17 protein-coding genes and 1 tRNA gene are annotated in these 25,808 nt (G+C 62.6%); 11 read left to right on the top strand and 7 right to left on the bottom strand.

Translation table 11 applies throughout. The features are described 5' to 3' along the window. Positions 1-64: 64 nt before the first annotated feature. Positions 65-2,470: a penicillin acylase family protein gene (locus AC56KL_RS17065; RefSeq protein WP_497181361.1), complete on the top strand. Its 2,406-nt coding sequence runs from the start codon at positions 65-67 to the stop codon at positions 2,468-2,470. A 124-nt stretch (positions 2,471-2,594) separates the two neighbouring features. Here AC56KL_RS17065 and AC56KL_RS17060 read toward each other — a convergent pair whose 3' ends face one another. The 4 genes from AC56KL_RS17060 to AC56KL_RS17045 all read right to left on the bottom strand — a co-directional run bounded on the left by AC56KL_RS17060 (position 2,595) and on the right by AC56KL_RS17045 (position 10,262). Beyond that, positions 2,595-4,754 (bottom strand): putative bifunctional diguanylate cyclase/phosphodiesterase, encoded by a 2,160-nt coding sequence (locus AC56KL_RS17060; RefSeq protein ID WP_497181360.1) that lies wholly within the window; start codon positions 4,752-4,754, stop codon positions 2,595-2,597. 1 nt (position 4,755) lies between these two features. Further along, a complete protein-coding gene (locus tag AC56KL_RS17055; RefSeq protein ID WP_497181359.1) occupies positions 4,756-7,725 on the bottom strand; it encodes a hybrid sensor histidine kinase/response regulator in 2,970 nt (989 codons plus the stop codon). Between the two features lie 264 nt (positions 7,726-7,989). Next, on the bottom strand, positions 7,990-8,196 hold the full coding sequence (locus AC56KL_RS17050; protein WP_152571087.1) for a YbdD/YjiX family protein: 207 nt from the start codon (positions 8,194-8,196) through the stop codon (positions 7,990-7,992). Beyond that, positions 8,196-10,262: a carbon starvation CstA family protein gene (locus tag AC56KL_RS17045; RefSeq protein ID WP_497181358.1), complete on the bottom strand. Its 2,067-nt coding sequence runs from the start codon at positions 10,260-10,262 to the stop codon at positions 8,196-8,198. The genes AC56KL_RS17050 and AC56KL_RS17045 overlap by 1 nt, the downstream gene beginning before the upstream one ends. Before the next feature lie 236 nt (positions 10,263-10,498). On the opposite strand from AC56KL_RS17045, the gene AC56KL_RS17040 reads away from it, so the two are divergent. The 4 genes from AC56KL_RS17040 to AC56KL_RS17025 all read left to right on the top strand — a co-directional run bounded on the left by AC56KL_RS17040 (position 10,499) and on the right by AC56KL_RS17025 (position 15,259). Continuing rightward, positions 10,499-11,671: an EAL and HDOD domain-containing protein gene (locus tag AC56KL_RS17040; protein WP_497181357.1), complete on the top strand. Its 1,173-nt coding sequence runs from the start codon at positions 10,499-10,501 to the stop codon at positions 11,669-11,671. Then, a complete protein-coding gene (locus AC56KL_RS17035) occupies positions 11,664-13,730 on the top strand; it encodes a putative bifunctional diguanylate cyclase/phosphodiesterase (protein WP_497181356.1) in 2,067 nt (688 codons plus the stop codon). Before AC56KL_RS17040 ends, AC56KL_RS17035 begins: the two co-directional genes overlap by 8 nt. Before the next feature lie 47 nt (positions 13,731-13,777). After that, positions 13,778-13,867: transfer RNA gene (locus tag AC56KL_RS17030), tRNA-Ser, on the top strand. A 177-nt stretch (positions 13,868-14,044) separates the two neighbouring features. Beyond that, on the top strand, positions 14,045-15,259 hold the full coding sequence (locus tag AC56KL_RS17025) for a tyrosine-type recombinase/integrase (RefSeq protein WP_497181355.1): 1,215 nt from the start codon (positions 14,045-14,047) through the stop codon (positions 15,257-15,259). Here the strand turns inward: AC56KL_RS17025 and AC56KL_RS17020 are convergent. After that, the gene (locus AC56KL_RS17020) at positions 15,220-15,651 is read right to left on the bottom strand and encodes a response regulator (protein WP_497181354.1); all 432 of its coding nucleotides are present in this window, start codon (positions 15,649-15,651) and stop codon (positions 15,220-15,222) included. The two genes, AC56KL_RS17025 and AC56KL_RS17020, sit on opposite strands and share 40 nt — an antisense overlap. 425 nt (positions 15,652-16,076) lie before the next feature. Beyond that, positions 16,077-18,017 carry a class I SAM-dependent methyltransferase gene (locus AC56KL_RS17015; RefSeq protein WP_497181353.1) on the bottom strand — a complete coding sequence of 647 codons (1,941 nt, stop codon included), beginning with the start codon at positions 18,015-18,017 and terminating at the stop codon, positions 16,077-16,079. Between AC56KL_RS17015 and AC56KL_RS17010 the strand changes: the two genes are divergently transcribed. Both AC56KL_RS17010 and AC56KL_RS17005 read left to right on the top strand, forming a co-directional pair. Further along, positions 18,016-18,621 carry a type IV toxin-antitoxin system AbiEi family antitoxin domain-containing protein gene (locus AC56KL_RS17010; protein WP_497181352.1) on the top strand — a complete coding sequence of 202 codons (606 nt, stop codon included), beginning with the start codon at positions 18,016-18,018 and terminating at the stop codon, positions 18,619-18,621. The two genes, AC56KL_RS17015 and AC56KL_RS17010, sit on opposite strands and share 2 nt — an antisense overlap. After that, positions 18,618-19,475: a nucleotidyl transferase AbiEii/AbiGii toxin family protein gene (locus AC56KL_RS17005; RefSeq protein WP_497181351.1), complete on the top strand. Its 858-nt coding sequence runs from the start codon at positions 18,618-18,620 to the stop codon at positions 19,473-19,475. Before AC56KL_RS17010 ends, AC56KL_RS17005 begins: the two co-directional genes overlap by 4 nt. Here the strand turns inward: AC56KL_RS17005 and AC56KL_RS17000 are convergent. Continuing rightward, complete coding sequence (locus AC56KL_RS17000) at positions 19,472-19,726, bottom strand: helix-turn-helix transcriptional regulator (RefSeq protein ID WP_497181350.1); 255 nt, start codon at positions 19,724-19,726, stop codon at positions 19,472-19,474. The genes AC56KL_RS17005 and AC56KL_RS17000 overlap by 4 nt on opposite strands. 923 nt (positions 19,727-20,649) lie before the next feature. Here AC56KL_RS17000 and AC56KL_RS16995 point away from each other — a divergent pair. The 4 genes from AC56KL_RS16995 (at position 20,650) to AC56KL_RS16980 (ending at position 25,222) form a co-directional block, all read left to right on the top strand. After that, positions 20,650-20,976 (top strand): tyrosine-type recombinase/integrase, encoded by a 327-nt coding sequence (locus tag AC56KL_RS16995; RefSeq protein ID WP_497181349.1) that lies wholly within the window; start codon positions 20,650-20,652, stop codon positions 20,974-20,976. 203 nt (positions 20,977-21,179) lie between these two features. Continuing rightward, positions 21,180-22,595, top strand: coding sequence for a protein kinase domain-containing protein (locus tag AC56KL_RS16990; RefSeq protein ID WP_497181348.1), 1,416 nt, complete (start codon positions 21,180-21,182; stop codon positions 22,593-22,595). A 15-nt stretch (positions 22,596-22,610) separates the two neighbouring features. Then, a complete protein-coding gene (locus AC56KL_RS16985; RefSeq protein WP_497181347.1) occupies positions 22,611-23,768 on the top strand; it encodes a UvrD-helicase domain-containing protein in 1,158 nt (385 codons plus the stop codon). Continuing rightward, positions 23,765-25,222 carry a hypothetical protein gene (locus AC56KL_RS16980; RefSeq protein WP_497181346.1) on the top strand — a complete coding sequence of 486 codons (1,458 nt, stop codon included), beginning with the start codon at positions 23,765-23,767 and terminating at the stop codon, positions 25,220-25,222. Before AC56KL_RS16985 ends, AC56KL_RS16980 begins: the two co-directional genes overlap by 4 nt. Positions 25,223-25,808: the final 586 nt, after the last annotated feature.

The following is a 25,808-nucleotide window of genomic DNA, read 5'->3' as shown; positions in this document are numbered from 1 at the left end:
ATGCTGATTCGCTATTGACTCGCTTTTCTGGCAAGATACCCGCGAAAAAGTACTAGGAGTAACAATGAAGCAGCGCCGTTGGAAGACCTGGACCCTGCGTGGGCTTGCCGGCGTACTGGCGCTCGCCCTGCTGGCGCTGGCGGCCGGGTGGCTGGTCCTGCGCGCCAGCCTGGCCCAGCTCGACGGCGAGCGCCAGGCGCCCGGCCTGGGCGCTGAAGTGACGGTGCTGCGCGACGCCGCCGGCGTGCCCCTGATCAGCGGAAGCAGCCGCGCCGATGTCGCCTATGCCACCGGCTACGTGCACGCCCAGGAGCGTTTCTTCCAGATGGACCTGCTGCGCCGCACCGCGGCCGGTGAACTGGCCGAGCTGTTCGGCGTGCGCGCGCTGCCGCTCGACCGCTCGCGCCGCCTGCACCGCTTCCGCGCCCGCGCCGACGCCGCGCTGGCGCGCCTGCCGGTGCAGGAACGCGCACTGCTGGAGCGCTACGTCGCCGGCGTCAACGACGGCCTGGGGGCGCTGCGCGCCAAACCCTTCGAATACCTGCTCACCGGGACCGAGGCCCGCCCCTGGCGCGCCGCCGATTCGCTGCTGGTGATCTGGGCCATGTACATCGACCTGCAGGGCAACCAGGAGCCGCGCGAACTGGCGCGTGGCTGGCTGCGCGCCAATAGCGACGCGCAGCAACTTGCCTTCCTGCTGCCGGAGGCGAGCCGCTGGGACGCCACGCTCGATGCCGGCGCGGCGGCGGCGCCGGCGCAGGTCCCGGTTCCCGCACGGGCGCCGGCATGGTGGGGACCGGCCCCCGGCAAGCCGGCGCAGCTGGCCGGGTTGACGGGCAGCGCCTTCGTCGACGCGGTCGGCAGCAACAACTACGCCGTGGCCGGCAGCCGCAGCGCCAGCGGTGCGGCGATCGTCTCGGACGACATGCACCTCGGCCTGCAACTGCCCAACATCTGGTACCGCCTGGCCCTGCGCTTTCCCGACCCGAAGGGCGGGCAGCGGCGCCTGGCCGGCGTCAGCCTGCCGGGCGCGCCGCCCTCGATCATCGTCGGCAGCAATGGCCAGGTGGCCTGGGCCTTCACCAACAGCTATGCCGACCTGGTCGACCTGGTGGCGCTCGGCCTCGATCCGGCCCGTCCCGGCCAGGTGCGCACGCCGCAGGGCTGGGAGACGCCGCGCGAATACGTCGAGCTGATCGCGGTGAAGGACGCGCAGCCGGACCGCTTCGTGGTGCGCGAGACCTCGCTCGGTCCGATCCGTGCAGCGGGCGGGCGCCAGTACGCCGTGCACTGGATCGCCCACGATCCGGACGCCATCAACCTGAATCACCTGAAACTCGAGACCGCGGCCAGCGTCGACGAAGCGCTCGCGATCGCCGCCATCGACGGCATCCCGGCGCAGAACTTCGTGGCGGGAGACACGGCCGGCAACATCGGCTGGACCATCGCCGGCCTGCTGCCGCAGCGCACGACGCCGCCGCTGGCCGCCAGCTTCCCGCTGGAAGAAGGCGTGCCTACCTGGACCACCCGCCTCGCCCCGGAGCGCTACCCGCGCGTGCTGAACCCGGCCGGCGGCCAGATCACGACCGCCAACAGCCGCCAGCTGATGGGCGAGGGCGCGGCCCTGATCGGCGACGGCGGCTTCGACCTCGGCGCGCGCAACTGGCAGCTGGCGGAACGCCTGCAGTCGCTCGGGCCGAAGGTGGACGTGCGCCAGGCCTTCGATGTGGCGCTCGACGACCGCGCCCTGTTCATCGGGCGCTGGCGCGAGCGCACGCTGGCCGCGCTCGACCCAGGAGCGCTGGCGGGCCACCCGCAGCGCGCCGAATTCCGCCGCCTGCTGGAGCACAGCTGGACCGGCCGCGCCAGCGTCGATTCGGTCGGCTACCGGCTCGCCCGCAACACCATGTGGGCGCTGAACGAACTGCTGATGGGCCGCGCCAACCGGGCGATCGACGCGCTCGAGCCGAAGGCCACGGTGGCCACCGCGACCAGCCGCTGGCCGGAGCTGGTGGCGCAACTGCTCGATGCGCGGCCGGCCGGCTGGTTGCCGCCGGGCTACGCCGACTGGCGCGCCGTGGAGCTGGCCGCGGTCGACCGCGTGATCCAGGACCTGACGCGCGACGGGCAGAAGCTGGCGGACGCCACCTGGGGCCGCCGCAATACCGCTGCGATCGCGCATCCGATCAGCATGGCGGTGCCGGCCCTCAGGACGGTGCTGGGCGCGCCGCCCGACCAGCTCGCGGGCGACGGCAACATGCCGCGCGTGGCGGGGCCGAAGTTCGGACAGTCGGAGCGCCTGACGGTGTCGCCGGGACGCGAACAGGAGGGGCTGTACAACATGCCGGGCGGGCAGAGCGGGCATCCGCTGTCGCCGTTCTTCCTGTCCGGGCACGCGCAGTGGGTGAAGGCGGAGCCGGTGCCCCTGTTGCCGGGGCCGGCAAAGCACACGCTGCGCTTGGTACCGTGACGATGTGTTTGACCGGGTTCGGTAGGGTGGCCGGCTCTGCCGGCCGCGCGTTCAAACCGAGGTGGCGCTGCCCGTGCGTGCATTCCAATGTGGGTTGAACGCGCGCACGGCATAGCCGTGCACCCTACTTGGACGGCAACAGCAAGGGCGCCTGCAGCATCCCGGCAATCGCCTCCGCGCTGGACGGATGCCCCAGGAAGTAGCCCTGCACCATGTCGCACCCATACTGCTCGAGCAGCAGCAGCTGCTCGCGGGTTTCCACGCCCTCGGCCACCACTACCATCTTGAGCCCGTGCGCCATCGCGATGATGGCGCGCGTGATGGCCGCGTTTTCCGAATCCTGGGGCAGGCCGTTGATGAAGCTGCGGTCGATCTTCAGCGCGCGCACGTCGAAACGTTTTAGATAGTTCATCGACGAGTAGCCGGTGCCGAAGTCGTCGATCGACAGGTAGACGCCGATGCCGCGCAGCTGCTCCAGCGTGACCAGGGTGGCGCGCGCGTCGTCCATCAGCGTGCCCTCGGTCAGTTCCAGCTCCAGCAGGCGCGGTTCCAGTCCGGCGTCGAGCAGGGCCGAGTGCACCATCTGCGACAGGTTCTCGTCCTTGAACTGCTTGGCCGACAGGTTCACCGCCATGCGCAGGTGGCGCTGGGCCTGGCGCTGCCAGCTGCGCGCCTGGCGGCAGGCGGTGCGCAGCACCCATTCGCCGATCGGGACGATCAGGCCGGTCTCCTCGGCCAGCGGGATGAATTCGGTGGGCGGCACCAGCCCGCGTTCCGGGTGGCGCCAGCGCACCAACGCCTCGACCCCGACGATCTCGGAGGTGCGCACGTCGCGCTGCGGCTGGTAGAGCAGGTAGAGTTCGTCGTTCTGCAGCGCCTTGCGCAGCCCGACTTCGAGCTTCACGTGGCTCATGATCTGCATGGTCAGCGAGGAGCTGTACAGCTTGGCGTTGTTCTTGCCGCAGTTCTTGGCGTGGTACATCGCGGTATCGGCGAACTTGAGCAGCGAGCCGCAATCGTCGCCGTCTTCCGGAAACAGCGAGATGCCGATACTGGCGGTCACGAAGATCTCGTGGCCCTCGACGAGGAACGGCCGCCGCATCGCCTCCTTGACGCGGGTAGCGACGTTCAGCGCATGCTCGACGCGCTCCAGGTCGGGAATCAGGATGGTGAATTCGTCGCCGCCCAGGCGCGCCAGGTTGGTGACCCCCTCGGCGCGGGTAGTCGACGGGCTGTCGCCGCGCGACACCAGGTCGCTCGGGCGCGTGGTGTCGCGCAGGCGCTCGGACACCATCTTGAGCAGGGCGTCGCCGGCGTTGTGGCCGAGCGTGTCGTTGATGCGCTTGAAGGCGTCCAGGTCCATGAACAGCACCGCGAACTTCTTGTTGCCGATCTTCGAGCGCTGCAGCTCGCGTTCGAGCGTTTCCAGGAAGGCCTGGCGGTTCGGGATGCCGGTGAGACTGTCGCAGTAGGCCAGGCGCCGGATCTGCTCCTCGGCCCGCTTGCGTTCACTGATGTCGCGTACCAGGCCGAGCACCTGCGAGGCGCCGGTGGCGACCAGGCGCGCCTCGAAGTGCTGCGCTTCGCCGCAGGTCTCCAGCTCGTACTCGACCGAGCGCACCTGCTGGGTCGCCAGCACGCTGCGCATCTGGTCGAGCATGCGCGCTGCGATGTCGGGCGGCAGCACGTCGGTGATGTGCTTGCCGATGCAGGGCTGGGGCCGGATGCCGCCGCGGCCCGGACGGGCGCGGCCGGGACGTTCATGTCCGGGCTCGTAATCCAGGTAGAAGCCGTCGCGGTCGAGCCGGAAGAAGGTGTCGGGAATGGCGGCCAGCACGGCGCGGTTCTGGGCGTCGGCAATGCGCAGGCGGGCGATGGCGTCGCTGGCGCGCAGCACGTACAGCACGCGGTGGCCGAGGATCGGCCAGTTGATCGGCTTCGATACGAAGTCGGTGGCGCCGGCCTCGTAGGCGCGGGTCACGGCTTCCAGGTCGTCGCCCCCGGTGACCATCACGATCGGCACGCCCGCGCCGTCGCCGGAGCGGGCCGCTTCGGCCCGGCGGATCGCTTCGCAGGCAGCGAAGCCGTCCATGCGCGGCATCTCGACGTCCATCAGGACCAGGTCGGGCGCATGGCTGGCCGCCAGGTCGACCGCCTGCACGCCGTCGGCTGCCTCGATCGCATCCAGCCCGACCTGGGCCAGCATCTCGAGCATCAGGAGGCGCATCACCGGGTCGTCGTCGGCGACCAGGACCGTTCCGCGCTTCAAGGGTGAGGAGGGCATCTCAGGTTTCCTTTTCAAGCATGGCGTGGAGCGAATGGCGCACGGTCTGGAATTCGTGTTCCATGTCGGCGAGGATACGGTCGGCGCCATCGATGCTGTCGACGCGCCCCAACTGTTCGAGTTCCTTGCACAGCGTGGCCAGGCGGACCGCGCCGATGTTGGCGCTGGCCGACTTCAGGCTGTGCGCGACGCGCCGCACGCTGCCCGTATCCATGCCGTCGACCGCCTGGCGCAGCGTCGCCAGGTGGCGCGGGGTGTCGCCCACGTAGGCCTGGACCACCTTCTGCACCAGCGCATCGCCGCCGTCGCGGCTGAGTGCGCGGATGTTGTCGAGCGCGCTGCGGTTGACGGCATCGCGCTGGATCACCTCGACCGCTTCCTGCGGCAGGCGCGGCGGCGCGCGCAGGGGGCCGCGCAGGGGCCCATCATCGTGGTGGGAACTGGCGGCCAGCGGCACCGCCACCCAGCGGCCGATGACGGCGGCCAGCTGCTGCTGCGTGAACGGCTTGGACAGGTAGTCGTCCATGCCGGCGGCCAGGCAGGCCTCGCGGTCGCCCTGCAGGGCGTTCGCGGTGATTGCGATGACGGGCAGGGTGCGCGCGCGGCCCGCCTCGCGCTCGTGGCGTCGGATCTCGGCGGTTGCTGCAAAGCCGTCCATCACCGGCATCTGGCAGTCCATCAGCACCGCATCGAAGCCCCCGGAACGCGCCGCCTGCAAGGCTTCCTGGCCGTTGCGGGCGCAATGCGCGTCGATGCCGAGGCTTTCCAGCATCGCCTTGGCGACTTCGACGTTGACCGGGTTGTCCTCGGCCAGCAGCACGCGGCGCGCGCGCGTGCGCGGCGCCGGCCGTGCCGCCGCGGAGCCGCCCGGCGCAGCCCCGGTGGCAGGAAGGGCTGCGGGGCGCGCGGCGGGTGCGTCAATGGCGGCAGGCGAAGCGGCCGCCGGCCGGGCGGCGGCGCCTGCGGGGCCGGGCGCATGCAGCCGGGCCGCGCATGCGGACAGGCAGGCGACCATATCGGCCGCGCGCGCCGGCTTGACCAGCTGGTAGGCCACGCCGGCGGCGCGCCGCTGCACCGGGTCGGCGGCCTGGCGCTCCGGGCTCACCAGCACCAGGTGGGTGGCGCGCGCGGCGGGGTCGGACTTGATCGACGCCGCCAGCGCCAGGCCGCTGGTGTGGGTCAGCTCCATGTCGATGACGGCCGCATCGTAGGGCCGGCCGGCGCGGGCCGCGCTCAGCAGGCGCTCGTAGCCGGCCGCCGCGCTGGCTGCGCTGTCGGCGCTGACGCGCCAGGCCTGCAGCTGCTGGGCCAGGTCCTCGCGGCTGTCTTCCTGCTCGTCCACCACCAGCACGCGCAGGCCCGCCAAGGGATGCTGGCGGCGGCCGGGGGCGTCCGGCGCGTCGGGATCGACGCGGCGCTTGTCGAAGCTGACCGTGAACCAGAAGATCGAGCCGCGCTGCGGGGCGTTGTCGACGCCGATCGCCCCGCCCATCAGTTCCACCAGCTGCTTCGAGATCGCCAGGCCCAGGCCGGTGCCGCCGTAGCGGCGGGTGGTGGAATCGTCGGCCTGCGAGAAGGCCTCGAACAGGCGCGCCCGCGCCTCGCGCGAGATGCCGATGCCGGTGTCGTGCACCTCGAAGCGCAGCATGACGGATTGGGTGTCTTCGCCGGCCACGCGTACGCGCGCCAGGATGCGTCCCTGTTCGGTGAACTTGATGGCGTTGCCCAGCAGGTTGGCCATGATCTGGCGCAGCCGGTTCGGGTCGCCGCAGATCGCCACCGGGATGTCGTTGGCGATGTCGAAGTCGAAGCCGATGCCCTTGGCCGCCGCCTGCGGCGTGTAGACGTTGTGGATGTCGTCCAGCAGGTCCCACAGGTTGAAATTGATGTACTCGATGGTGAGCTTGCCGGCCTCGATCTTGGAAAAGTCCAGGATGTCGTTGATGATCACCAAGAGGTGCTCGCCCGAGCGCTTGACCAGGGTCGTGTAGTTGCGCTGGGCGTCGGTGAGCCCGGTGGCGAGCAGCATCTCGGTCATCCCCAGCACGCCGTTCATCGGGGTGCGGATCTCGTGGCTCATGGTGGCCAGGAAGGCGCTCTTGGCGCGGCTCGCGGCTTCGGCCGCGTTCTTGGCCTTCTCGAGCTGCTCGGTGCGCACCCCGACCTGGCGTTCCAGCTCGTCGCGGTGGTGCAGCAGGGCGGCGCCGCGGTCCTCGATCTGGGCCATCATGGTATTGAAACTGTCGATCAGCTGCCCCAGCTCGTCGGTGCGCTGGTGGGCGATGCGCAGGCTGTAGTTCTGGCTGGCGGACACCTTCTGCGCCGCCCCGATCAGCTTGGTCACCGGCTCGGCGATGCTGCGCTTGAAGCGGCCCGCCATGGCCACGGCCACCACCAGCGAAGCGCACATCGCCAGGCCCATCACCCCCAGGCCGGCGAGGATGTCGATCCAGGTCGCCATCAGGTCGGTTTCGATCATGACCACGCCCACCTGGAGTTCGCCTGCCGTCACCGGCCGGTACAGGCGCATGCGGCGCGACAGCAGCTGCCGGCTTGCCGCGTTGGCGGCGGCGATGGCCTCGGCGTCGATGCCGTCCAGGGCGGCGGGCGCCGGATCGGCTGCCAGCGCGGCCGCCGCACCCGCCGCGCCGCCCGCCGCGCCGCCCGCCGTGTATTGCGCGAAGGGCTGGCCGTGACGGTCGTACAGCACGGCGGTCGAGATATCCCGCTTGGCGGCGAGCGCCGCCAGGGCGGTGCGCGCACGCGGCCGGTCGCGCAGCAGCAGGTAGTCGGCACTGCTGGCCGCGATCACCTGGGCAAAGGTCGACAGCTGGATCGCCTCGTCCTTGCGATGGTTCGCCACCGAGGTCGCGGCGAAGGCCGCGAACACGAATACCAGCGCGGTCGCGGTCGAGAGCAACGAGATGATGGTCAGCTTCTGGTTCAGGCTGGAGCGCTCGAAGTTCGGCATTCTGATCCCGCAGGACACGGCGGAGCGGCCCCACGCCGGACGACGCAGGGCTTCCTTTGCGGAATGCAAATTCCCGCAAGAAAAAAATATACGTTCAAGGGGGAGGGGCAGCGTTGAGCGATGTCAATGTGTGGGGGGAGGGGAGTGGGTCCCGCCCTGTTCCGGGATGAAGGTGTTCCTGACGATGGTGTGAGGACGCGGCGCTGGCGGAAAAAACAAAGGGGCGCCGCAGCGCCCCTCCTTGACCCGACAGCCGGCTACTTGCTAGCAGCAGGTGGCCCGCTTCCCTCCATAGCGCGCCTCCTGCCGTTCACGGAAGAATTCCTCGTAGGTCATCGGCGTCTGGTCCGGATGGGTACGTTCCATATGGGCCAGGTAGGTGTCGTACTCGGGCAGGCCGACCATCAGGCGCATGCTCTGCCCGAGGTACTTGCCCGCCTCCTTGCCTGCCTCCAGCAGCGCGCCGAACATCATGGCACCTGCGGGCTCGGCATGGCCACGTACGGCGTCTCCTTCGCCGTCGGACCGCTGCTTGCGCGTGCGGCCATGACCGTGCGGACGCCGTACACCAGCACCGCCAGCACCACGAACATGAAGAAGCCGGCCAGCGATGCATTGACGTAGTCGTTGAAGATGATGCGCTCCATCTGCTCGATCGTCTTGGCCGGCGCCAGCACCGTGCCGGCGTCGTGCGCGGCCTGGAACTTGTCGGCGTGGGCGATGAAGCCGACCTTCGGATCGCTTGCAAAGATCTTCTGCCAGCCCGCGGTGAGGGTGCAGGCCAGCAGCCACAGGGTGGGCACGATGGTGATCCAGGCGTACTGCGCGCGCTTCATCTTGAACAGCACGCAGGTGCCCAGCATCAGCGCGATCCCGGCCAGCATCTGGTTGGCGATGCCGAACAGCGGCCACAGGGTGTTGATGCCGCCCAGCGGATCGACCACGCCCTGGTACAGGAAGTAGCCCCAGGCGGCCACGCACAGGCCGGTGGCCAGCAGGTTGGCCGGCAGCGACTCGGTGCGCTTGAGCGAAGGGGAAAAGACGCCCAGCAGGTCCTGCAGCATGAAGCGGCCGGCGCGGGTGCCGGCGTCCACCGCCGTCAGGATGAACAGGGCCTCGAACAGGATCGCGAAGTGGTACCAGAAGGCCATCATGGCCGGGCCGCCGACCACGTTCGACAGGATGTGGGCCATGCCCACCGCGAGCGTCGGGGCGCCGCCGGCGCGCGAGATGATGGTGTTCTCGCCGACGTCGCGCGCCATCTGCTCGAGCGACTCGGGCGTGATCACGAAGCCCATCTGCGACACCGCCGCGGCGGCCGACTGGGCGGTGGTGCCGAGCACCGCCGCCGGGCTGTTCATCGCGAAGTACACGCCAGGATCGATGGTGGACGCCGCCACCAGCGCCATGATGGCGACGAAGGATTCCATCAGCATGCCGCCGTAGCCGATGAAGCGGGCGTGGGTCTCGTTCTCGATCATCTTCGGCGTGGTGCCGGAGGAAATCAGGGCGTGGAAGCCCGACACCGCGCCGCAGGCGATGGTGATGAACAGGAAGGGGAACAAGTTGCCCGACCATACCGGGCCGCTGCCGTCGATGAACCTGGTCACGGCCGGCATGCGCAGCTCGGGGGCGACGATCACGATGCCGATCGCCAGCGCCACGATGGTGCCGATCTTGAGGAAGGTGGACAGGTAGTCGCGCGGCGCCAGCAGCAGCCACACGGGAATCACCGAGGCCACGAAGCCGTAGCCGATCAGCATCCAGGTCAGCTGGGTGCCGGTGAAGTCGAACATCGGGCCCCAGGTGGGCGACTCATGCACGGCCTGGCCGCCGATGATGGCCAACATCAGCAGCACGAAGCCGATGATCGACACTTCGCCGATGCGGCCGACGCGCACGTAACGCGAGTACAGGCCCATGAACAGGGCGATCGGGATGGTCGCCAGCACGGTGAAGCTGCCCCAGGGCGAATTGGTGAGCGCCTTTACCACGATCAGCGCCAGCACGGCCAGGATGATCACCATGATCATGAAGGTGCCCAGCAGCGCGATCAGGCCCGGGATCTCGCCCATCTCCGACTTGATCAGGTCGCCCAGCGAGCGGCCGTCGCGGCGGGTGGACATGAACAGCACGATGAAGTCCTGGACGGCGCCGGCGAACACGACGCCGGCCAGGATCCACATCATGCCCGGCAGGTAGCCCATCTGGGCCGCCAGCACCGGACCGACCAGGGGGCCGGCGCCGGCGATCGCGGCGAAATGGTGGCCGTACAAGACATATTTATTGGTCGGCACGTAGTCGAGGCCGTCGTTGTACTTGTAGGCCGGGGTCTGGCGCTTCGGATCGAGCTGCAGCGCCTTGTTGGCGATGAACTTGCTGTAGAAGCGGTAGGCGATCAGGTAGACGCAGACGGCCGCGGCGACGATCCAGATCGCGTTGATGGTTTCCCCGCGCTTGACGGCGATGAACCCGAGCGAAAAGGCGCCGAGGACCGACAGGGCGATCCAGCCGAGCATGCTCGACATTTGTTTCATGGTGCTCCTCCAGGATTGGATGGACTGCTGGTGAAGGTCGGTTTCAGAATACCGGACAATTATGTTGCACGATTGTCAGCACCGCAAGCGCGTGATGATGCTGCTTCCGGATCATGTGTGGCGCCGAAACGGTTACGTGCACGCAGCTACAAAAAGTATCCGTAGAGAAACAAATGTGTTGCTTTCCGATAAGCCGTACAATAAGATTGACTGAATATCATTGAGAGCCCTTTCCAATGGCCGCGCTGGACCCCAACCCATTTCCGTTGGTAGCAATCGACCCGGTCGCCAATGGGCAGAACGAGTGGGTGGCCCTGTGCCTGCGAGTGGAAGGCGGCGCCGGCCTGCCGCAGCACCTGCAGACCTTGTTCGGCACGCCCGACCTGCTGGCCGCCATCGCCCCGCTCGACGGGCTCCTGATGCTCGACGATCCCGCTGCGCTGACGCCGCCGGTGCTGGCCCTGATGCCGGCCAACCGCATCGGCTTCGTGATCGCAGCCGATGCGCTGGCCCGCGAGGGCGTGGCGCGCCGCCTCACCGAACTGCATGAAACCGGCTATCGCCTCTGGCTCGACGGCGCGCCGCCGGAAGGCATCGCAGTCCCGCCGGCGCTGCGCACGATGGCGCGCGACTGCAGCCGGGAGGCCTTGCCCGCCGGGCGGCTCGCCGCGCTGTTCGGGCCGCACCTGGCGCGCCGCGTCGACACCGCCCTGCAGTTCACGCAAAGCGAGATGGCCGGCTTCGACTGGTTCAGCGGCGACTATCCCTACGACCCGGCCCTGGCCGAGGGCAATGCGGGCGACGGCAGCTCGCGCCGGCGCATCCTGACCCTGCTCGGCCTGCTGTCGCGCGACGCCGATTCGCGCGAGATCGAACAGCAGCTCAAGCAGGACCCGGCCCTGTCCTACCACCTGCTCAAGCTGGTCAACTCGGCCGCCTTCGCCGTCAGCACCCAGATCACCAGTTTCAACCAGGCCATCAGCCTGCTCGGCCGGCGCCAGCTGCAGCGCTGGCTGCAACTGCTGCTGTATGCGCGCCAGGAAGCCGACGGCCTGCCGAACCTGCTGCTGCCGCTGGCGGCGCGCCGCGGAGCGCAGCTGGAAGCGCTCTGCAAGCGGGCCGGCGGCGAGCGCGACGACTGCGACCTGGCCTTCATGACCGGCGTGTTCTCGCTGCTCGACCGGCTGCTGCACATGCCGATGACGGAGATCGTCGACGACCTGTGCCTTCCGCGCCACGTGAACGACGCCCTGCTGGCGCGCAGCGGCCGCCTGGGCGGATGGCTGCGCCTCACCGAAATCCATCCATCCCAGGCCGATCTCGACGCCGTGGGGATCGACCCCGTCGAGTGGTGGAACAGCCAGTTGAACGCCTATCACTGGGCCATCCAGGTAGGGCGCAATGTCTGACCTGCACGCCACCGCACTCGTCGATTCGCCGCTGGACGCCTCCCTGGATGTCGTCGGCGCGACGAGTGCGGTGTGCGATGCCGTGTTGCGCCTGCGCGGCGACGCCCTGCACGAAGCCCTGGGCCGGATCGCGGGCCAGCTGCTGGCCAGCCCGCATGGCCGCTTCCTGCCTGGCGACGGCGCGGGTGCCGTCGCCTACGCCGCGCCCGTGCTGCGCCAGAATGTGTTCGGCGCCTCCGAGCAGCTCGGCGCCTACGAAGTGGCCGGACGCAACACCTATACGGCGCGCGATGCGCGCGTGCTGGCCGGCCTGGCCCAGCTGACCGCCTCGCTGATGCAGGTGCACTCGCTGGCGCTGCGCTCGACCCACGCCTACGCGCAGATGGAAGCCCAGCTCGCCCAACAGTCGCAGATCCTCGACCAGATTCACGAATCGGTGCTGACCATGGACCAGATGGGCTACATCACCAGCTGGAACCGCGGCGCCGAACAGCTGTTCGGCTACAGCGCCCTCGAAGCGGTCGGCCGCAACATCCTGTTCCTGTACGCCGACGAGGACGACGGTTTCGAGGACAGCTTCGCGGAGCAGGGCGGGCGCATGATGGAGGTACGGCGCCGCAAGAAGTCGGGCGAAGTGTTCTGGGCCAGCCTGTCGCTCTCGCCGCTGCGCGACCTGGCCGAGCGTCCGGTCGGCCTGATCGCCTACCTGACCGACATCACCGAACGCAAGCAGGCCGAGGAGCAGTTGCACCACCTGGCCTATTACGACGAACTCACCGGCCTGCCGAACCGCACGCTGTTCGCGCGCCTGGTCGACCAGGCCCTGATGGTGGCCCAGCGCAACGAGGCGTCCGGCTGCGTGCTGTTCATGGACCTGAACCGCTTCAAGCGCATTAACGACACCCTGGGCCGGCGCATCGGCGACGAGCTGCTGCGCCAGGTCGCGCAGCGCCTGCGCGACACGCTGCGCGACGAGGACGTGGTGGCGCGCCTGTCCGGCGACGAATTCGCGATTGGCCTGTTCGAGATCCGCCAGCACTTCGAGGCCACCACGGTGGCACAGAAGCTGCAGGCCGCGCTCGACGCGCCTTTCCTGATCGGCGGCCACGACCTGCGCGTGGGCGCCAGCATCGGCATCAGCGTCTATCCGCAGGACGGCAGCGACGCCGAAACCCTGCTCGGCCTGGCCGACATCGCGATGGAACGGGCCAAGAAGGGCGATGCGGATCCGGACCGCAGCGTGGCCTTCTACAGCCAGGACATGAACCAGGGCATGCAGGAGCGCATGCGCATCGAATCCGGGCTGCGCCAGGCGCTGGGCAACGGCGAGCTGACCCTGTACTACCAGCCGAAGTTCGAGATCGGCACCGACCGCATCGTCGGCGCCGAAGCGCTGGTGCGCTGGGTGCACCCGGTGCGCGGCATCGTGCCGCCGGGCGAATTCATCCCGCTGGCCGAAAGCACCGGCCTGATCGTGCAGGTGGGCGAGTGGGTGCTGGAACAGGCCTGCGCCCAGGCCGCGATCTGGCAGCGCGCCGGCCTGGCGCCGTTCCGGCTGGCGGTCAATGTATCGGCGCGCGAGTTCACCCAGGCGCTGCCGGCGCGCGTGGGCGAAACCCTGGCGCGCTACAGCCTGGACGCGTCGTGGCTGGAGCTGGAGATCACCGAGAGCACCCTGATGCACGACTTCGAGCGCGTGACGGCGATCATGGACGACATCCACCGCCTGGGCGTGGCGCTGTCGCTCGACGATTTCGGCACCGGCTATTCGAGCCTCTCGTACCTGAAGCGCTTCCCGATCGACACCCTCAAGATCGACCGCTCGTTCACCACCGGGATCCCGGACGATCCGAGCGACTGCGCGATCGCGGGAACCATCATCAGCATGGCGCAGCAGCTCGGCCTGCGCGTCATCGCGGAGGGCGTGGAAACGGTGGAGCAGCTGGCCTTCCTGCGCGCATCCGGCTGCGACGAGGTGCAGGGCTACCTGTACAGCAAGCCGCTACCGGCCGAGGACTTCGAACGCGGATTGCGCGAGAACTGGCTGCTGCTGGCCTGATTGATTTCGCCGGCAGGGATGATTTATGTATAATGCCGGTTCCTCAGGGAAGCGTGGCCGAGTGGTTGAAGGCAGCAGTCTTGAAAACTGCCGACGGGGGAACCCGTTCGTGAGTTCGAATCTCACCGCTTCCGCCAAGCATACTGAACAAGAGCCCCACATGTTGGGGCTTTTTTTCGTCTCCTCATAGGAGAAATGTCAAAATCGGGGTCCGCCGGCGTCCACTACAATCTCCCTGCATCCAGCCCTGCCGAGTGGGTAAGGCGGTGGGTAGGTTTGAGAGTGAAGAATGTGGTCGAAAGGTGGGTACCTTGATGAGCTACACGATCAACAAGCTTTCTGCGATCAAAGTGCGTGCCGTGACTCGGCCAGGCCTCTATGGCGACGGCGGCGGATTATGGCTGCAGGTGTCGAAGAGCGGATCGAAGAGCTGGATCTTCCGCTACGACCTGGCCGGCAGGCGCCGCGAGATGGGACTTGGTTCCTGCATCACCGTCGACCTGGCGCTGGCGCGTGAGAAGGCGCGAGAATGCCGCCTGCTTTTGCTGGACAAGCGCGACCCGCTGGAAGAACGGGACAAGGTCCGCGCCGAGCATGCGCAGCGCCAGGCCAAGCGCGTGAGCTTCGACGAATGCGCTGCATCGTACATCGACGCGCACCGTGGCAGCTGGAAAAGCGCCAAACACGCGGCGCAGTGGGAGACCACGCTCGCCATGTATGCCAGCCCTGTCATTGGCTCGCTGCCGGTGGCCGACGTGGACACGGACCTGATCGTGAAAGTGCTCAGTCCCATCTGGAAGACGAAGACGGAGACGGCCACGCGCCTGCGCGGACGCATCGAGAGCATCCTGGACTGGGCGGCCACACGCAAATTACGTCATGACGTAAATCCTGCGCGCTGGCGCGGGCACCTGGAAAACCTGCTTGCCAATCCGAACAAGATCGCTCCGGTGAAGAACCATCCGGCGCTGCCATGGCGTGAAGTGGGCAGCTTCATGTCGGACCTCCGGCAGCGCGAAGGCGTCTCCGCCCGCGCAATCGAGTTCGCAATCCTGACGGCCTGCCGATCAGGCGAGGTGCGTGGCGCGACCTGGGATGAATTCGACCTGGAAGCGAAGCTATGGACCATCCCGGCCAAGCGCATGAAAGCAGGGAAGGAGCACCGCGTGCCGCTGTCCACCAGCGCGATAGCGGTCCTGCAGGCGCTAGAGCGCCGTGGAGGCTTTGTTTTTCCGGGGCGTGACGCGAAGACGACGCTGTCCGACATGAGCCTGACGGCCGTCCTGCGGCGCATGGGACGGACCGACATCACCATCCATGGCTTTCGTTCGAGCTTCCGCGACTGGTGTTCGGAGTGGGCCGGCAACGCGTTTTCACGCGAAGTATGCGAGCACGCGCTGGCGCACAGCCTGCCCGACAAGGTGGAGGCTGCGTACCGGCGTGGAGACCTGCTGGACAAGCGGGTGCTGCTAATGCAGGCCTGGGCGGACTACTGCGCAAATGGCGGCGAGTGCGCCGTCATGCCATAGCGCCCCGGAAGGCCGACGTCGGTCAGGCTGCAGCCGCGATGCTCTGCAATCGGCTTCAGTATCTCGAAGAGCTCGGGAAAATATACCGGTTTGATCAGGTAGTGATTGAATCCGGCTTTCAGCGCATCCTTGGCGATGCCGGGCTGGCAGTGGCCGGTCAGTGCGACGAGCCGCGTACTTTCCAGCTGGCGTAGCGACCGAAACCGTCGACCCAAGCCGAGTCCTGCGGTGTCCTCCAATACAAGCTCCGTGAAGATCAGATCGGGCGGCCTCGCCTCGATCCGCTCCAGTGCGTCACTGTAGGTTTTCGCTGTCTCGACGGCGCAACCTGTCAGCCCAAGCAAGGTCTGGAGTAGAAAGCGCAAATCATCGTCAGGCTCAATCAAGAGCACGTGCAAACTAGGGCTTGTAGACATCAGGCGTCTCGTAGTGTCCGTTATATGGTTGTTATCTGCGCTTGAACAAGCTTGGAGTGACTGTACATACGTGATGTGTTGCAACTATTGCATACAGCTTCACTGTGGCGCTCTCTCCAATAAGATGGATTGCGAATGCGTCAATACGTGATCACTCGGTTTAGGAGCAGCGCGCATGCCTGGAACAGGGCCATGAGATGGATTTGCCCGAACGCTGGCGATTGAAAATCCGCGCACCGGCTATCGCCCTGGGAGACGCCGGTGACTTGATGAGGCGAGGTGAATCGGCCGGCAAGGGCGGTATCAGCCGCGCTGTTATGTAGGCTTGTAGCGAGACCAGCACCTTGCTGCACGTAGTGGACTACGTCATGACGTAGTTCCGGGGTCGACTCATGTATCGGTTAGATGAAGCCTGGATCGACTATGAGTCGTTCGCGGCTTGCCGCTGGCTCCCATGAGCGCAGACCCTGATCTTTCGCCAGACGGATACGCTGCACCTTCATCGCATCGATCAACACTGCCGGCGTAGCCGAGGTTTCCAGCATCGGAAGGGTTTGCCCGGCCTCGACGAAGAATCGTTGCCGCGCATCGGTCCCCGTCGACAGGAAGGCATCTTCCCACCACTCCGTGATCCGGTCACTGGCTCGTTCCAGGGCAGTTTGCGTGACCAGGCGGTTCGACTTTTCGCTGTTGATCCGCCTCGATGCAGGCATCAGGTTCCAGGCGTCACCGCAGGGCCAGGCGGCGAAGGGGAAGCAGTGGTCGATGTCGTAGTCATCCCGCAACCGCTGGCCCGACCAGACGCAGTAGATGGACTTGCCCCGCGTGCGGAGCCGTTCGACGGCGGCACGCGCGAAGCTGGTGTCGCGCTCGGGATCTGCCCAGGCAAGCAGCGAATATGCAGTCTGGCCGAGTGCCGGGCCAAGTTGCCCGGCGTAGGACTCCATCAGGCGCACCCATTCCGCAACGAGGACCGGTTCAACCCACACATTGTAGTGGCTGAGCGCATCCCAGATCTGGAGCGGAACGTGGAACTCGCCGATGCTCCACAGGAAAGGATCATCGATTCGCAGGCTTGAGGGTGTCGGTGTACGGCGCTGGTGCCTGATGCGGAAAATGTTCTCGTCGCTCGCCGGCCAGCGCAGGTACTTGACCGGCATTTCACGGATCAAGCGGGAGATCTCCCACAGGCTTCCATGAAGGTGCCGCGCGGTGTCGGCGTCGAACGCCATCCCCGCACGGAGGTCCACCGGGCGAATAGGGCGCAAGGCAGTGAAATTGTTGGTCACGAAGCCCGGTGCGTTCCCGGCCCGGTTGGGCGGCATCTGGGGAAGCCCACCCTCGATGAGCGGCTTGTACATGCGTAGCCAAAAGAGCGCCACCAGGCCCATTGGCAGGACAACGAATTCCGATTCGTGGCGGGCAGCTCCGGCCGCGGTATCGGCGATCCTGGCGAGGATACGCAGCAGCGCAATCTTGTAGGTCGATGATTTCCCGTCGGTGAGGATCAAGTGGCGTAGAAGCGGAAGTGCGCCTAAGCCATCATCGGGTAGGCCAAGGACCGCTGTCGTCCACGAAATGCCCAGCCGACCCAGCCTGTCTGGGCTGTCGTTGGTGCGCACCAGCCTGAGCCCGAACTGCTGGGCCATCGCCGTCAGCTCCGGCAGCGTTACCTCGTACATGGCGCGATCGGTATCGGGTGGGCCGATGCGAAGGCTGATGGCGATGCGTCCATTTGGCGACAGCAGCGTTGCCAGCTTTCGCAGAGCACGCTGGCGTGAGGCTGGCGGCACGTGCATCCAGACTGCAGAGAGCAGGATCAGATCGAAGGTTAGTCCCAGCCGGCGTACCTGGGCGAGGTCCGGCAGGCTGTCAGCCACCCAGTGAATCCGTGGTGAAGGATGGCGCTTGCGCGCCAGCGTACGCATCGCTTCCGAGGGCTCGACGGCGACGACGTCGTATCCTTTGGCTGCAAACCAGGCGGCATCCCTTCCAGAGCCGGCGCCGACGTCCAGAATCGTCGCACCGGGCGGTGGTAGCAGGTCCAGCAGGGCAGGGTGCACATGCTCGAAGCTCAGCGATTCGTATTGGAAGACAAGCTGCTCGGCGTTCTGATCGTAGTGAGGAATGGTCTGCATGACCTTCGGTATGTTTTGTCGACTCATCAATTGTATGCCGAAGCATGCTGTCGTAGAGCAATCGATATGTTTGCAATCGTATGCAAATCCAATGGATTCGATGTCTTCAGTTGGCACCCGTTCAGGCACTTTAGAACAGGAGATATCTAACAAAATGTCGGCAAACGTGGATAAGTGCCGATGTTTTGTGTAGACTTGCTTCATGAGTCAACAAGCTGAACGAATTCTTGAGCTTGCCCGGTCCAAAGGCATACTGCGTACACGAGATGTGGACAGTGCCGGTGCGCCGCGCGCACTGCTGGCCTCGCTGACCGACGAAGGCCGGCTGCTCAAACTCGGCCGAGGCCTGTACACATTGCCCGACCGGTCTGCGTCCGAGTACGAGAGCTTTGCCGAGGTAACGACACGTAGCGGAAGTGGGGTGCTATGCCTGCTCTCCGCGCTGCGTTTTCATGATGTGACCACGCATCAGTCATCCGACGTCTGGCTCGCCATACCGCACAAGGCTCGTGCTCCGCGTTTCGACTATCCGCCGCTACGGGTAGTCCGCATGTCGGGACCGGCGATGACCGAGGGTATCGACATTGCAGACCTTGCTGGCGCCCAGGTGCGCGTGTTCAGCGTGGCGAAGACGGTTGTTGACTGTTTCAAGTTCCGCAACAAGATTGGCCTCGATGTTGCGCTCGAAGCCCTGCGCGAAGCCTGGGACGGTAAGCGGGCGACAATGGACGAACTGTGGCGCTATGCGGAGATCTGCAGGGTCGCAAACGTCATGCGTCCGTATCTGGAAGCTGTGGGGGCGGCATGAAAGCATCGAATCGTGCTGCATCGGTTCGCGCACGGCTTCTGAACCGCGCACGGGCCGACAGGACAGACTTCAACCTGATCCTGACGCGGTATTCGCTCGAGCGGCTGCTATACCGATTAAGCGTGTCGCCCTGGTCCGATCAGTTCCTGCTGAAGGGCGCGCTCCTCTTCGACCTGTGGTTCGACCAGCCGCACCGGCCAACCCGGGACATCGACTTGCTTGGGTTCGGGTCTTCCGAGCTTGACGACCTGATCGGGGTCTTTCAGCAGGTCTGTGTTCAACAATCCGATGACGGGATGGTCTTCGACCAGGGCAGCGTGCAGGCGGCGCGGATTCGCAAGGAAGCCAACTATGAAGGCGTGCGAGTTACACTGCTCGGCACACTGGGTGGTGCGCGCTGCTCGGTGCAGATCGATGTTGGATACGGCGATGCCGTGACGCCTGGCGCAGAACTCGTTCAGTTTCCGGCGCTTTTGGCGGATGTCGCGCCACCATCGTTGCGTGCCTATCCCGTGTACACCGTCATCGCTGAAAAGTACGAAGCGATCGTCAGCTTGGGTATGGCGAACACGCGCCTGAAGGATTACTTCGACCTGTGGTTCCTTGCGACCTATGCCGAGATCGATGAGGCAATTCTCCGTCAGGCGGTCCAAGCCACGTTTGCCCGCCGGAGAACCGAGGTGCCGCAGGCTGCGCCACTCGGGCTGTCTGACGCTTTTGCGGCGAGTCCAATCAAACAGCAGCAGTGGCGAGCGTTTCTCTCGAAGAGCAAACTCATGGCGCCGGACCTAGCGGAAGTGATGGCTGAGCTACGGCGTCTCTTGGGATTGCCCGACAGTGGGGCTACAGGCTAGGAGTTGCAGTCGCTGCGGCTAGCACGAATGCACTGCACCGCCCACTGCTCGACTTCGCTCTTGATCCATGCTGCCGATCGACCCTGGAGCTTTACCGGCCTCGGGAACGCGCCCTTCTTGATTGCGTCGTAGACACTGCTGCGCGACTTTCCGCAGATTGCCATCACTTCCTTCAACCTGATGAACCGAATGTCGGCACGGTTGTTCGATGCGCGACGCTCGATAACGGTACCAATCGCTTGCTGATCCATGTGTGCCTCTAGTCTGAACTGAGAGTCATTGTGTGGGGTTGTATCGACTAGTCTGCTTCAGTCCGTATGGCGCTCGAGCGTTCCGAGAGCACGCTAGCAGGTTCAACTACCGCGGACACTGAACCGCAGTTTGCAGTCCGGTGACTGCTGAGGTATTGCGCAAATGCCGGTGTCGAGACCGCTTTTAATCAGATCGGACGTATCAAAGACTGGGTTTCAGTTTTTAGTTCTTTGGCAGGATAGACTGTCGTCTTAAAACCTTAAGCTTTCCACCCGCCGGTCGCACACGTGGAATGCGCATAGAAGCGATAAAGTGCTAAACACGTGCCCACTTGCTCAGTAAGACTTATGTGACGCTGAGCTAGTGAACAAACGAGTATGAATTAGCAGGGCGCGAACGCATGATCCACTTTTCCAAGGACCGCGGCATTCAAGCCGTGCTATTCTGGAAAAAGAGTCTATCCACGACTCCCTCTGAATCCGTTTTCGATTAATCATGTTCAGAGGTTCACATGGCCCAAGCCACCTCGCTCCAGCCGAGGCAAATCCGTCACCTTCTCCGCGTCACTGCGGCCACCAGCAGGCATCCTGAGCGAGACACCCTTGTTCTGCTGCTGGGCTTAACTGCCGGCATGCGCGTAACCGAGATCGCACAGATCGAAGTGCAAGACGTGCTGCTCACGTTCGGGTGCGCTTCGCGAAGAAATCATTCTGCGCGCCGCGATCACCAAAGGATGCCGGCAACGCTGCATCTACCTGAGCCACGCAAAGGCCATTGACGCAATCGATCAATACCTGAGCTACCGGGTGGTGTGGCGCCTGCGAACGACCAGCGATCCGAGCCGCTACCGAGGTCTTGAGCCAGCGAGCAAGCTGATCCTGACACACAAGGGTACAAGTTCCATCTCAACACGAAGCCCAGGGTGAGCTCGGCCGGCGAGCCAATCGATTATCTGGCGTGCGACAGCTTGCAATCACACGTCACAAAGCTGTACAGAGACGCCGACATACGGGGCGGGTCCTCGCACAGCGGTAGACGCACGATGGCCTCCGGGTTGATCCAGCAAGGGTTGGATGTAGAAACGGTCCAGCTTCTACTGGGACACGCCGAGCTAGACCATGTTTCTCCAAATCTCCAGGTGGCACAAAAGCGTGCGGAAGAGGTCTTCATAAGCATCCAATTGTGGCAGCGTCGGCATCACAACGTCAGCATCGCAATCAACAGCCAAGTAGTTGCGATCGCCAAGTGAAATGTCGTCAACTTCTGATGGACCAGAGGCCCGCAGAGTTATAAAATTGCATATACGAAATCTGCGACAGACGACTTGATCCTGAAGCCAACGGAGATTGACGGCACACTAGACCTACATCACTCAACCTAATGAGAGCGATTCCTCGGACGTTTAAGTCACAGATGCAAATTGAATGATTTCACCGCAAGGTTTGAAAAAATATGCCGGCACTCGAACAAAAGCTTATTGAAGATCTTAAAGAGCGTTTAATTAACCACTTGAACTCTACAGGCGGCTATGATTCCATCAATTTTATTGATGCAGGTGGTTCAGCGACGATATTCAAGGTTTTAAGGAATGGCGAATATAGGGCTATTAAGGTATTCAATCCTGAGCTTTTTTCTGGGGCGCTCGCCGCAGCCAGCAGACGGCGCATTGATGTTCAACGCCGACTCATTGACCAAAAATGTTCCAGCCTCATCCAAACCTATTTTGCTGATGAGTCGCAAGACACTGCAATAATTGAGATGGAATTTAACGATTGGCCGCAACTTTCGAAGCAGCTTGATAAAGTGCCAGATACCGCTATTGGTCGGCTAATGAGGCAACTCGTGGAGGCGGTCAATTACCTCGAAGGGATGAATATCGTCCATCGGGACATAAAACCGGAAAATATTCATGTGTCTCCCGACTTCCAAAAACTAAAGTTGCTTGACCTAGGCGTAGCTAGAGAATTCGCTAACTCTAGTGCAGACGACGCTGCTATAACCGATGCCGGCGTCGGTAGGCCGTTTCTTGCAACGGCACAATACAGTTCGCCGGAATACCTGTTTCGACTCGATGAGCCTACCGATAAACTTTGGCGGGGCTTGAATCTCTACCAGGTTGGCGCGGTGCTCCATGACTTGATAAAAAAAGAAGCGCTATTCCAATATGAAGTACTTCTTGGAAATCGCTGGCTCGTTGCTCGGGCGGTCCTTACCAAACATCCGAGTTTCTCCGATACCGACACAAAGCGTCTTTCTGCAGAAAAAGCACTTGCACTTCGTTGTCTAACTAAAGACCTCGACACTCGGCTTTCATTAGTCGATTGGGGTGATTTTCAATTTGACAAAGCTGAGGATCCACTAGCTGCTTTGAAGAATAAATTGTCGAAAGGGTTAGGTCACTTAGGAGAAGTCGCTAAAGCAACCTCAACAGCGAGACTCGTTCATGAACGGCAGGAATATTGCACTAGAATTTTTGAGAGAGTCCGAACTGAATTAATTGCGGTCTGCGGAACAGAATTGCCAATTACTATGATTACCGAATATACAAACGCTCCTGCCAATGTCGCTTTCACGATTAGTCCAGAAAGATCGATTCGCGTCCGCATCGACTGCGATATTGTTTGGAAATCTGGAATCTATGAGAAATCTGCCTTAGTTGAAGTCGGAGCAATTTATCTTCCCAGTGCAGGTGAATCTCGGAAATCACAAACTCCGAGGACACCTTGCCTGGAAGTATGTATCGGAGCAGCCGAGGACGAGACCGTAACAGCTATAGCCAACAATGTGGCTGAATTTATAGGACTTGCACTTTCGCGTATTGAAGCAACGGGCGGCGACACGAGCGTGCTTCACAGTACTGCGGTTTAAACAAAGGACAGGAAAATGAAATCGAGTTGGTGGCGCAAGAAAAGCGAGTTGGTTCCAGAGCAGATTAACTTTATCGGTTTGCCCCCGCAGGGGCGCTATTCGTTGGTTGGGCCACCTGGTTCTGGGAAGACAAATCTATTACTGTTGCGAGCTCAATTTCTCGCAGGCAATGGCGAAAAGAATGTTCTCATAATCACCTTTACCAATTCTCTTTGCGACTTTATACGATCTGGGATCGGAAAATCCGGGCATATCTCACCAGATCAAGTAATGACATTCCACTCATGGGCCGGAAATTATATAATCGACCAGTTAGGCGTGAGCGGCAAGCCGAAGGGAAGCGTTTTTGACAATCAAACCCGGGCCGAAATTCTTGAGAAGCTGAAGGAGGCAAACTCCAAGCGTCCTTCAGAGAAGATATACAGCGCGGTGTTTGTTGACGAGGCTCAAGACCTTTCATCCGACGAGCTTGAGCAGTTACTTTGTCTGAGCGACAACGTTTGTATCTGCGGCGACGACAAGCAGGGAATTTACCATCAAGATGGATTAGCCATTGCAGAGAAATTGAACTTAGAAAAGCATGAACTTACAAGTCACTTTCGGATCGGCCAAAGAATTGCCCAGGTTGCTGATCGATTAGTCCCACCTCCCATGGGAAGTGCCGGTCTTGCTGCGCGAGCGAACTATAATGAAAAGCTGCATGGCAAGTCGACAGCGGAGCTCCATCCGAAGGACTCTCGTGACGAGCAATTTGCAAAGATGGCAGAGCTAATTCGCGTTCAGCTAATTGCCTTTAACGACGACAATATTGGCGTTTTTGCCGGAACAAATGAGGCTATTGCGGAACTCAAGGAGCGATTTGACAAAACGGAATTGGCCGGCCTCATCGCCTACCATGGCGAGGGGGGAGGCTCATTTTTGTCAGACGCTCGGATCCACGTGATGACGCTCCACAACTCGAAAGGAACGGAATTCCGGGCTGTGCATATCTTCGCTGCGGAAGAACTTCATGCGTTTCCCCTTCGTCGGACCAAGTTGGCCTATACCGGCATAACGCGGGCACGGACAGCATTGAATGTGTTTCGAACAGGTCCGACTAGTGCAGCACTCGAAAATGCTTTTGCTAAACCGGTACTCATGGAAATGGATTCGCTCTTTGAGGAGGACGCATGAATGAAGTAATTCGATGGTTTGCAGTCGGCAGGGAGGATTTGTTGGATGTTCTCCTTGACGAGGCCTCGCCGAACGGTGAATCCGTTAGCGATCCGTCTTTGTTGGATCTCCGTTCTGGGAAGCTTGCGCTTGGATATACGGTCGATAACAGGGATGCGCCGTGGTCAACGTCTGCACCCTCTGTAATAGTCCTTGCAGACGACTCTGCGACGGAAACTATGTCGTGGCTACGGGTGTTCGCCGAGGAGGCATTCCCTTTGAGTCAGTTCGCGCGAGTTGTGAAGTTCAGTGATTGGATCACATTCTCGTCGAAGAAAAAAAACGTTAGCTACCATAGGGAGTTTCTCCTGCAGAGATGGGCATCAGTTTCGGTTGGCGAAGTTCTCGCACAGTCTGAGTCTGATGTCGATTTGCAGAACATGCCGCTTTCCCGAATCGCAAGTTCATTGACACTGCCAGTCGGACGATCAGCACAGATTTTTGGAAGCGACGACGTGACAAAGGAGTGTGTGGACAGACTTCGGATTCTATCGAGCGATCCTAGATTCTCTCGTCGACCGATAACCGTTTCTCAACTAGCTCCTATCTGGGCTTTATGTGAAATGCGAATTGAGAGTTACCTTGAAGCGCACGAGGCCGCTATTATTGTGGCTCAAGCGGCAGGGAAACTTCTTCGTGATCAAGATAGTTTTGCATCTAAAGGAGATCGGTATTCCTTAGGTAGTTATAAAGGTCTAAATAGCGACTCGGCAGAAGAGCGCGTAATAGCGTTCAATGAATTCTGTGAAGAAGTTCTTGGTTCTACCTCATCGGAATCGGCGGCATCTGCTGCGTATTTGCTCGCTGCCGCCGTCTTTATGGTTGGTCGCAGTACGTCTCACGCATTCTTGTTGAATCGTTTTAGAAAGGTAATACCTGAGGCGTTTGCTTGGTTTGGCCTCATAGCTGCTTTTGCTGGGTCGCGTTGCTGGGATGCCGCGTGGCTGCGTGCTGTAAAGGGGGCGGAGCGCCTTCTAAAGCCACGATTCGAATGGGCCGATACCTCCTCCGCAGACATTGGATGGGCTGAATTTGCGTGGCTCTCCGGCTCGCTCAGCGACGTGAGCCAAATTATGGAACTCCCTAAAATGCTGCCACGCACGCTTGGAGTTGAGGTTGTGCCAGGTGTTGCAATGCAGGTTCGCTTTGGCCAGGGCGGTGTAAGCGATGAAAAGCCGAATGTTCCCTTGATCTCGGCAAAAGAACGCTCGTTGACAGACGCGCTCAATCAGATTCTCGAAGTCGCCTTGAAGGTTCAAGGACATAAATTTGAAAACGCCGCTCCTATCCGTACTCGCTATACTAGTAAGAGCCAGCAATCTCAACATGCGCTTAACCTAGAGCTGGCCCCAACCCCCGTCACTAAAAAGGCACCTCGTAGCAAAAAGGGGAGGCGAGACGTAGAAAATACGTGAATAAAGCTATTGGTGGGGCGCAGAGCGCGCCTCACGGAGCCAATGCTCTTTGCATTTATCCGCTTGGAGGCCATAATATTGCCGTGAAAGATAATGTGTTATAGTTACACATTCAAAGCGGGATGGGCAATCAAGTTGACGTGCAAACACGGCATGAATTGGATAGCCCACAGAAAGAATATCAGTGAGTGCAATCATTGACGAAGCGGCTAACGGTAACGGAAGATCGGTGATCCCAAGAACCTGCTAATGGTTGTTTTAGCTGATTTACCTCCACCGCCATTGTTCGCGAAAGCTTCCATTGCTGGACTACGGTAGGGTAGTGGGTACCCAAGTGGGTAGAGGCCTGAAAACGTTTCGTTTTTCATAGACAAACTACTGCTGACACCGCTTCCGCCAAGCATACTGATCAAGAGCCCCACAAATTGGTAATGCCGTTCAGTGAAGCGTAGGGTGGCCGGGTTCTCCCTGATCTTGCCCCGCTTTTCCCAGACACAGCCCGATGCCTATTTAGCGTCAGTTTCCAGAGCCTGACGGCGTCGCTCTTTCCTAAACATGCGCGGCGATTTGTAGCCGAGCGCAGAAT

It is taken from the genome of Telluria sp. ZB4P34, assembly GCF_059686055.1.
The sequence above is the reverse complement of the archived record's forward strand: the minus strand, read 5'-3'. Positions and strand labels throughout refer to the sequence as shown.

Coding starts and splice junctions, on each gene's coding strand:
- AC56KL_RS17065 (WP_497181361.1), top strand. CDS start 65: ATGAAGCAGCGCCGTTGGAAGACCTGGACCCTGCGTGGGCTTGCCGGC.
- AC56KL_RS17060 (WP_497181360.1), bottom strand. CDS start 4,754: ATGCCCTCCTCACCCTTGAAGCGCGGAACGGTCCTGGTCGCCGACGAC.
- AC56KL_RS17055 (WP_497181359.1), bottom strand. CDS start 7,725: ATGCCGAACTTCGAGCGCTCCAGCCTGAACCAGAAGCTGACCATCATC.
- AC56KL_RS17050 (WP_152571087.1), bottom strand. CDS start 8,196: ATGTTCGGCGCGCTGCTGGAGGCAGGCAAGGAGGCGGGCAAGTACCTC.
- AC56KL_RS17045 (WP_497181358.1), bottom strand. CDS start 10,262: ATGAAACAAATGTCGAGCATGCTCGGCTGGATCGCCCTGTCGGTCCTC.
- AC56KL_RS17040 (WP_497181357.1), top strand. CDS start 10,499: ATGGCCGCGCTGGACCCCAACCCATTTCCGTTGGTAGCAATCGACCCG.
- AC56KL_RS17035 (WP_497181356.1), top strand. CDS start 11,664: ATGTCTGACCTGCACGCCACCGCACTCGTCGATTCGCCGCTGGACGCC.
- AC56KL_RS17025 (WP_497181355.1), top strand. CDS start 14,045: ATGAGCTACACGATCAACAAGCTTTCTGCGATCAAAGTGCGTGCCGTG.
- AC56KL_RS17010 (WP_497181352.1), top strand. CDS start 18,016: ATGAGTCAACAAGCTGAACGAATTCTTGAGCTTGCCCGGTCCAAAGGC.
- AC56KL_RS17015 (WP_497181353.1), bottom strand. CDS start 18,017: ATGAAGCAAGTCTACACAAAACATCGGCACTTATCCACGTTTGCCGAC.
- AC56KL_RS17005 (WP_497181351.1), top strand. CDS start 18,618: ATGAAAGCATCGAATCGTGCTGCATCGGTTCGCGCACGGCTTCTGAAC.
- AC56KL_RS17000 (WP_497181350.1), bottom strand. CDS start 19,726: ATGGATCAGCAAGCGATTGGTACCGTTATCGAGCGTCGCGCATCGAAC.
- AC56KL_RS16990 (WP_497181348.1), top strand. CDS start 21,180: ATGCCGGCACTCGAACAAAAGCTTATTGAAGATCTTAAAGAGCGTTTA.
- AC56KL_RS16985 (WP_497181347.1), top strand. CDS start 22,611: ATGAAATCGAGTTGGTGGCGCAAGAAAAGCGAGTTGGTTCCAGAGCAG.
- AC56KL_RS16980 (WP_497181346.1), top strand. CDS start 23,765: ATGAATGAAGTAATTCGATGGTTTGCAGTCGGCAGGGAGGATTTGTTG.